Below are 8,155 nucleotides of genomic sequence, written 5' to 3'. Positions count from 1 at the left end.
CCTGTTGAAATGCTCATGTCCGAAAGCTACTACCCGCCCACAAAAAAAGCGCCGACCTACTGGCCGGCGCTTTCTGAGTTTTGGGTAAGGACAAGGCACACTGCCAGGGCTTTTTTTTGTGAATGCAGATATGGTGCTACTTATCGCCAATCAGCAGCTGCGGCGTAGCGCCACGCCCGCCGCCCATGATGATAACCTTGGCATTGGGCGAAGTGGCAATGGCCTGGTTGGCCTTGATGGTTTCGTACTGCAGCAGCTTGTCGCTTAGCTCAGTGTTCACGATGCGCTGGTAGTCGGAAATGCCCTGGGCTTCCACGCGCTTGCGCTCGGCTTCCTGCTTTTCCTTTTGCAGCACGAACTGCATTTTCTGCGCGTCCTGTTCGGCCGAAATCTTGCTTTCGATGCTACGTTTCACCGACTCGGGCAATTGAATGTTGCGGATGAGCAGCTGGTCGAGCTGCAGGCCGTTGGTCCGGAAATCCTTCTCAATGGCGGCCAGAATGCGGGTCTGGAACTCCTCGCGGCGCGTGGAGTACAGCGCCACGGCATCGTAATAAACCGCGTTGTCGCGGATGCGGGTGCGCGAAATGGCCCGCACAATCTTGTCCTGGTAGTCCTCGCCGATGGTGGCCAGGATTTTGGGGGCCTGGGCCGGCACTACGTGGTAGAGCACCGTGAGGTCAATCACCACTTCCAGGCCGTCGGCCGAGAGGACGCGAATGGCGTCGTCGCCCGCCTGGGAGCCCTCGCCATGCTGCGCCGACATGGTGTAGTTCTGCGTGCGGGTGTCGAAGCGGGTCACGTCCACCAGCGGGTTCACCGTGCTCAGGCCGGGTTGCAGCACCCGCTTTTGCACCTGCCCAAACAACGTTTGCACGCCCACCTGGCCCACTCCGACCTGCACGATGGTGCTCAGGGCCAGCCCCAGAATCAGGAACGCGCCGCCCAGGAAAATGAGGCCGCCGCGCAGGCGCTCCAGCCGCTCGGAGAAGCGGCTGGCATTCAGCCCCAGCACCAGAATAATAAAACCAAGAATGGAAAGTGCCATGGGCAGGGGTTGAGAAATGGGGTTGAATTGGGAATGCTCCGGATAAAAAAGGTGATTTACTCGTCCTCGTCGGAGTCTAAATCGAGGGTGCGGGCAAGGTCCACGCCTTCCTGCGCCACTGCTTCGAGCACTTCGGGCGCGTCGGCATCCAGCGTGCGGCCGAAGAGGTTGAGCAGCTCTTCGCCTTCTTCGTTCACATAGAGGTTTTCGTAGAGGCGGTCGAACAAGCGCGCCTCGCGGCCGATAATGCGGTCGATGTCCTCCGGCGAGCGGGCCTCGTTCAGGGCGCGATGCAGCACGTCGAGCACCTGGCGGCTCTCGTCGTGGTCGCCCAGCTCCGATACCAGCTTGAGCAAGCTCAGGGCCAGGCCCAGGCGCACCTGCTCGAAGCGGAAGGGCAGCTGCGCGGGCGGGGCTTTCCGCATCAGGTCGTAGGCCTGCAACGCATTGGGGGTGAGATAATACTTCACGTCGTTGGGCGCGGTGAAGGCGAGGTGCAGCAGTTGTTCGTAAGGCGTCATAAAGCGAAGGCGGAATCCGTAGTCGAAACACGGCTCGGTACGGTGCGTAAGCAGAAAGCCGAAAGGTACGTGCTGATAACAGCCCAGAAGCTGAATCGCCGCGCGTGGCTCATCATTACACCCTTATTCCCTTTTTATTCGATGACGCATAAATCAAAATGGCTGATTTTTGCCCCGCTGGGGCTGGCCACCATTGGCGCGGGCGCCAGCATGGTGCACTGGGCCGGCAGCCTGAAAGACCAGCGCCAGCCCGCTTCAAAATGGGTGGCTGCCGGCACGGTAGCCCTAGTGGTGCTCAATTCGGGCCTCAGCCTGTTTGGGCGCAGCATCGTAGAAAAAGTGCTGCACGAAGTGCGCGAAAAGCCCAGCGCGGAGTAGCCCTTTTGCTTCGCAAGCGGGCAAGAAAAAACCCCGGCCTTGGCCGGGGTTCTTCTTGCTGGAAAGCGGAAAGGAACAGTTCTTGGAAAGGACTATTCGGTTTTGGCTTCCGCCTTTTGAGTAGCTTCTACCGTTTTATTGCCTACTTTTTGGGTGCCGCGTTTCACAGCATGGCCGGTTTTGCGGGCACCACGCTTAATGGCGCTACCCGTTTTGTGGGCCACGTTGCCGGCGGCATCCTTCGTGTTGTCGAGGGCTTGGCCAACGTTGGTTTTGCCGGTTTTGGTTACCACTTTAGTGGTGCCATTGTCGCGCACTTTAACTTCCGTAGAAGGAGTGGTTTGCGCAAAAGCAGCAGTAGCAAAAGCGGAAAATGCGAGCAACAGGGTTATTTTTTTCATGAGAGTCAGAAGAAGGAAAAAGGGTTATGAGGGCTTTGTACGCTCCCTACGGGCAAAGGTTGGTGCAAGGAGTATGCCGTAGTTGGGCCAGCCCCTGAAAACCGTTTTTTGCCTGCCTCAAGGCAGCAGCAGCGAGCTGTCGCCGTAGCTCAGAAACCGGTAGCCGTGGCTCAAAGCATGCTCATATATTGTGCGCCAGCCGGGGCCCAGCAGCGCGGCCACCAGCAGCAGCAACGTGCTTTCGGGCTGATGAAAATTGGTGATAAGCCCATCGACCAGCCGGAACTGGTAGCCGGGTGCGATAAGCAGCCGCGTGCTGGCCTGCAGGGTATCGGTGCCCGTGGCTTCGAGGTGCTGGAGCAGGGCCGTGAGGGCCATTTCGGGGCTGATGCGGGCTGCCGCGTCGGCCATTTCGTAGGGTCGCCACTGCGCTACCTGCAGCTCAGTCGCGGTGGCTGGGGTCGGGTCGGTAGCATCGGCGGCGGCGTGCAGCAGGCCCACACCCAGCCAATACAGGGTTTCCAGGGTGCGCAGGCTGGTGGTGCCCACGGCAATCACCGGCCGGGGCCGATGGGCCAGCAACTGGCGCAACAGCCCGGCCGTGACCAGAATGGGTTCGGTGTGCATGGGGTGGTCGGCCATGTGGTCGGCCTTCACGGGCTGGAACGTGCCGGCCCCTACGTGCAGCGTAACGTGGCCTGTGGCAAAGCCTTTTTCCTGTAGCTCAGCCAGGATTTCGGGGGTAAAGTGCAGGCCGGCGGTGGGGGCAGCCACGGCCCCTTCGGCGGCGGCATACACGGTCTGGTAGCGCACGGCATCGGTAGCCGTGTCGGGCCTGTCAATGTAAGGCGGCAGGGGCAGGTGGCCGGCGGCGCGCAACACCTCGGCAAAAGGCAGCTCGGCCGGCTCCCAGCGAAAATCAATGAGGGCGGTGCCGGCTTCCTGCGCCTGGCGCTCGGCATGCAGTGTCGCGGGCTGACCATCGGCGGCCGTGAAGTCCAGCATCACGGGGCCTTCCTTCCAGCGGCGGCCATTGCCCACCAGGCAGCGCCAGGTGCAGTGGCCGGTTTGCTGCAGGGCCAACTCCAGGCTGCGGTGCGGGGCCACGGGCTCCAGGCAAAACAGCTCGACCTGCCCGCCGGTGGGCCGCCGGGCCAGCAGCCGGGCCCGCACCACGCGGGTGTCGTTGAAAACGAGGAGTGCGCCGGCCGGCAGCTCGCCGGGCAGGTCGCGGAAGTTTTTGTCGGTGAGCTGGCCGTGGCGGCTCACCAGGAGCTTGCTGGCGGCACGGTCGGGGAGGGGCTCGGGCGCAATGCGCTCGGCGGGCAGCGGATAAGTGAAATCCTGAATGGAAAGCAGGCGCGGGTCGGGGTTCATCCCGCAAAGGTCGCACTGTACCGTAAGCTTTAGCTTGCGACGAGCGTAGCGAGTGATACGCCCGCAACGATTATACTCGCTCCGCTCGTCGCAAGCTGAAGCTTACGGTACCAGGGGGGCTATTTTCTGAACAGCAGCAGGTGCTGCTGCGGCAGCGTTTCAATGGAATCGGCCAGGACCATGCCCACGGCGGCCATTTCCTTGCGGGCCTGCCCAATGCTCATCTTATGAATGCGCTTGATGGGCACGCTGGGGTCTTCGGCCCGGTACTCGACCAGGGCCAGCCGGCCCGTGCCGGGGCGCAGCGCCCGCCGAATGGCCCGGCCCATCTCACGCGGATGGTCGAACTCGTGGTAGGCATCTACAATGAGCACCAGGTCCACGCTATCGGCGGGCAGGCCGGGGTTGGTGGTGGTGCCCAGCACGGAGCGCACGTTGGTTACCTTCAGCCGGCGCTTATTGTCCTGCAGCGCCGCAATCATTTCGGGTTGAATATCAACGGCCAGCACTTGGCCTTTGGGGACTTTTTTGGCTAATTGAAACGAGAAAAAGCCCGTGCCGGCCCCAATGTCGGCCACCACATCGGTGGGCTTCAGGTTTAGCTCTTTCAGGAGCAGGTCGGTACCTTCTTCCTGGCGGCGGCCGTTGCGTTCCAGCCAGCTCGCGCCTTCGTGCCCCATTACGTGGGCAATCTGACGGCCCAGGTAATAGGTGCCAATGCCGTTGGGGTCGCGGGGCGAGGCCGTTTCGTAGCCGCTGGTATCGGCTACCTGCAGGGCCTGCAAGCGCTGCTCAGTACTCGCCGACGGACGGGTTTCGGCCGGGAGCTGCGTGCAGCTCAGTACCAGCACTCCGGCTCCCGTTCCTATTCCCACTACGCCCAAAGCCCGTTGCCAGGTAGAAAAACAGTATTTCATACGGTTTGCAAGTAAGCACATCTGGGCTATTCAACAGCAATTTGTTGGCCGGCGTTCAGCCCGGCCGCTACTGGAAACATGCTGAAGCGTAGCATGAACCGTGCTGAAAACCGATTTTAAAAAGTAATGGGACAAACAAAGTGTTTCCAAAGAATCGCCTATTTACAATTTTTGCCGTAGAATGGGCATTCAAGTTTTTTTACTCCGTACCCTTATGAAGAATTTTTTTCCCCCCTTCGCCAAACTCGTTGCGCTGGCTGCCTGCGCCCTCACGCTGGGTAGCTGCAGCCGTTCCGAGTACGCAATGCTGCCAAAGGGCAGCTCCTACCACGGCGTTACGCGCGTAGCCACTCCCGTGCCCGCCGCCACGCCCGAAACGGCCGTTATGCCCGCCGCTGAGCCTGTTGCCACTGTTGCTCCGGCCGCAGTAGCCACGGTGCAGCCCGCCATCCCGGCTGCAGTTGCCGCCGCGCCAGCAGCTAAAACCACGGCCCGCGTTGCAACGCCCGCCGCAGCCGTTCAGGCTCCGATGGCGGTTGTGGCCGCTCCGGCTCCCAAGCTGAACCTCGTGCAGCGCATGGCCCTGAGCAAGGTGACCCGCAAAATGGACAAGCTGATGCAGAAATCGGGCTCGGTTCGCCAGCACGATAACACGGCCTCAACATCCAGCACGGCGGCCATCAGCGGCAACCTGCGCATCGGTATTATCCTGCTGCTCGTGGGATTGCTGGTGGGCCTGCTCAACGGCCTGATTGGTACCATCATCGCCATCATCGGCCTGATTTTCATCATCCTCTGGCTGCTTGACCAGATGTAATATCTGCCAGTAATCCATTACCGGAAAGCCCCGATTGCACAACGCAGTCGGGGCTTTCTAATTTTTGACGGCACATACTCGCCGGTCTACGAAATCCGTGAAATCTGCTAAAATCCGTGGTCACATTGGGTCCACGTCGGCCACTAGGCGGGCTTGGCGGAACTCCTTCTGGTCCTTCACCACATCTATGGCTTCGCAAATCATCTGCTTGGCCTGCTTAAGTACGGTGTGGGCCCGGTCGAGCTTGATGGTGATTTCCTGCAGATAGAAATTGCGAATGCGGAATATGTAGGGTGCTTCCGGCCCCAGCACGGCGGCGCGGCCCAGCCGGTCCACGAGCTCCTGCGTCAGCAAAATAGCGGCGGCTTCGCCCACGCCTTGGTCGATGTGCTTCACCGTCATCTTGATGACGCGCATGAAGGGCGGATAGCCGTGTTCGTGCCGCTGCACGATTTCGTAGTTGTAAAACTCGATGTAGTCGTTGCGGATAACCTTGTCGAAAATTACCTGTGTGGGGTCTGAGGTCTGGATGATGACCTTGCCCTTTTTGCCCTTGCGCCCGGCCCGGCCGCTCACCTGCACAAACATCTGGTAGGCCCGCTCGTGGGCCCGGAAATCGGGGTAATGAATGATGCTGTCGGCGTTGATGATGCCCACCAGACTCACATTGGCAAAGTCCAGGCCTTTGGTTACCATCTGGGTGCCTACCAGTACGTTGGTGGTCTGCTTCTCAAAGTCGCCGATGATTTGCTGGTAGCTGTTTTTGGCGCGGGTCGTGTCCAGGTCCATCCGCTGAATATTGGCCTGAGGGAGCATGATTTTGAGGTCGTCCTCAATCTTCTCGGTGCCGAAGCCCTGGGTTTTCACGGCACGGGAGCCGCAGGCGGGGCACTGGGTTACCATGCTGTCGTGGTAGCCGCAGTAGTGGCAGCGTAGCTCGTGGCTGTGCTTGTGGTAGCTCAGGCTCACGGCGCAGTTGGTGCATTTGGGTATCCAGCCGCAGTCCTGGCAGGCCAATACGGGCGCGTAGCCGCGCCGGTTCTGGAACAGAATCACCTGTTCCTGGCGGCCCAGGGTCCGCTCCACTTCGCCCAGCAGGTCGGCGGTGAAGTGATTGTGCATGGTTTTCTGCTCGCGGGCTTTGCGGGTGTCCACCAGCACCACCTCCGGCATGCCGGCCTCGCCGAAGCGCTTGCTGAGCGTGACCAGCCCGTAGCGGCCCTGCTTGGCCTGGTAGTAGGTTTCCACGGCCGGCGTGGCCGAGCCCAGCAGGGTTTTGGCCCCTTGGAAGTTGGCCATCATCAGGGCTACTTCGCGGGCGTTGTAGCGCGGGGCGGGGTCGTACTGCTTGTAGCTCGACTCGTGCTCTTCGTCCACAATTATCAGCGACAAGTTATCGAACGGCAGAAATACCGCCGAGCGCACCCCCACCACCACCTGAAAACGGCCCGAGAGCACACCGTTCCACACTTCCACCCGCTCGTTATCCGAGAATTTGGAGTGGTACACGCCCAGCCGCGAGCCGAACACGCGAATAAGCCGCGTCACAATCTGGGCCGTGAGGGCAATTTCGGGCAGCAGGTACAGCACCTGCCCGCCGCCCTCCATGGCCTTGCGGATGAGGTCGATGTAAATCTCGGTTTTGCCCGCACCGGTCACGCCGTGCAGCAGCACAATTTCCTTCTCCCCGAAGTGCGCCATTATTTCATCCCGCGCCGAGGTCTGGGCCTCCGTCAGGGCGAAATTCAGGTGGATGGCTCCTTCGTTTTCGACCGGAAAGCGGCTCACAATCACATCAAACTGCTCCAGTATGCCATTCTTGATGAGCGTGTTTACCGCCGATGCCGAAAGGTGAGGGTTGCTGGCTAGGTAGGCTTTCTCAATGCCGTTCTGGTTGGCGTGCTCGTTCTGGTACACGGGCACGCGCTGCATGTACTTCATCAGCACATCGAGCTGCTTGGGCTTGCTTGTGAGCTGCTCAAACAGCTGCTCCAGCGAAGCCTCCGATACGAAATGGTGCGCCAGCCGCACCTTTTTCACCACCTTGGGCGCGTACTTATCCGCCGTGTGCTCAAAGAGGAAAATGACGTCCTTGTGCATCAGGGACTTGATGACCTTGTGGAAGGACGTGATGCCCAGCAAATCACCCACTTCGGTAAACGTCAGGGCTTTGCCATCTTCCACTGCGCCCAGCGCGTCCACAATCAGCTCCTCCTGCGTGGAGAGCGGGTACTCGTTTTCCTCCCGCGAAAACCCCGGGTGCAGCTGAATGCGCGACTCCGAGCTGAGCTTAAGCGCCGAAGGCAGTGCGGCGTTTATCACCTCACCGATGGTACACATATAATAGTCGGCCATCCAGCGAAAGAGCTTGAGCTGTGCCTGCGTGACCACCGGCGCATCATCAATAAATTCGAGAATGTACTTGGCCTGATAGTCCTTGGGTGCGGTTTCATGCACAGCCGCCACAATGCAACTAAGCGTCTTTTTGGCCCCAAACTGCACGATGACACGCCCACCAATCACCACGTTGTCGTTCAGCTCATACGGCACCCGGTAGGTGTAGAGCCGGGGCAAGGGTAGGGGCAGAATAACGTCGGCAAACAGCGTCACCCGGTCGGGCGCGGGCGCGGCGGCCGGGGAAATAAAATCAAGCGTAAGACTCAAAACAGGTATAGCGTAGGGGCGGATAGTAAAGA

The 8,155-nt window shown here is 60.2% G+C and carries 8 protein-coding genes; 2 read left to right on the top strand and 6 right to left on the bottom strand.

Annotated features, from left to right (window positions below; all coding sequences use genetic code 11):
* Positions 1–136 precede the first annotated feature (136 nt).
* Both HBN54_RS20605 and HBN54_RS20600 read right to left on the bottom strand, forming a co-directional pair.
* Entirely contained in the window at positions 137–1,048 is a 912-nt protein-coding gene (locus HBN54_RS20605; protein ID WP_168675117.1) for a prohibitin family protein, read from the bottom strand.
* Positions 1,049–1,104: 56 nt separating this feature from the next.
* Complete coding sequence (locus tag HBN54_RS20600; RefSeq protein ID WP_168675116.1) at positions 1,105–1,569, bottom strand: hypothetical protein; 465 nt, start codon at positions 1,567–1,569, stop codon at positions 1,105–1,107.
* A 141-nt stretch (positions 1,570–1,710) separates the two neighbouring features.
* On the opposite strand from HBN54_RS20600, the gene HBN54_RS20595 reads away from it, so the two are divergent.
* The gene (locus HBN54_RS20595) at positions 1,711–1,947 is read left to right on the top strand and encodes a hypothetical protein (protein ID WP_168675115.1); all 237 of its coding nucleotides are present in this window, start codon (positions 1,711–1,713) and stop codon (positions 1,945–1,947) included.
* A 92-nt stretch (positions 1,948–2,039) separates the two neighbouring features.
* Here the strand turns inward: HBN54_RS20595 and HBN54_RS20590 are convergent, their stop codons facing one another.
* The 3 genes from HBN54_RS20590 to HBN54_RS20580 all read right to left on the bottom strand — a co-directional run bounded on the left by HBN54_RS20590 (position 2,040) and on the right by HBN54_RS20580 (position 4,642).
* Positions 2,040–2,348, bottom strand: coding sequence for a hypothetical protein (locus HBN54_RS20590; protein WP_168675114.1), 309 nt, complete (start codon positions 2,346–2,348; stop codon positions 2,040–2,042).
* 117 nt (positions 2,349–2,465) lie between these two features.
* Positions 2,466–3,725: an S-adenosylmethionine:tRNA ribosyltransferase-isomerase gene (locus HBN54_RS20585; protein ID WP_168675113.1), complete on the bottom strand. Its 1,260-nt coding sequence runs from the start codon at positions 3,723–3,725 to the stop codon at positions 2,466–2,468.
* A gap of 119 nt (positions 3,726–3,844) precedes the next feature.
* Complete coding sequence (locus HBN54_RS20580) at positions 3,845–4,642, bottom strand: class I SAM-dependent methyltransferase (RefSeq protein ID WP_168675112.1); 798 nt, start codon at positions 4,640–4,642, stop codon at positions 3,845–3,847.
* 214 nt (positions 4,643–4,856) lie between these two features.
* Here HBN54_RS20580 and HBN54_RS20575 point away from each other — a divergent pair, with 214 nt between their 5' ends.
* Positions 4,857–5,459 carry a hypothetical protein gene (locus HBN54_RS20575; protein WP_168675111.1) on the top strand — a complete coding sequence of 201 codons (603 nt, stop codon included), beginning with the start codon at positions 4,857–4,859 and terminating at the stop codon, positions 5,457–5,459.
* 120 nt (positions 5,460–5,579) lie between these two features.
* On the opposite strand, the gene priA is transcribed toward HBN54_RS20575, so the two are convergent.
* A complete protein-coding gene (gene priA, locus HBN54_RS20570) occupies positions 5,580–8,123 on the bottom strand; it encodes a replication restart helicase PriA (RefSeq protein WP_210428133.1) in 2,544 nt (847 codons plus the stop codon).
* Positions 8,124–8,155 lie beyond the last annotated feature (32 nt).

The sequence above is a fragment of the Hymenobacter artigasi genome, from assembly GCF_012275535.1.
In the GTDB taxonomy this organism is placed as follows: Bacteria; Bacteroidota; Bacteroidia; order Cytophagales; family Hymenobacteraceae; genus Hymenobacter; species Hymenobacter artigasi.
This window is presented reverse-complemented; position numbering and strand designations above follow the sequence as displayed.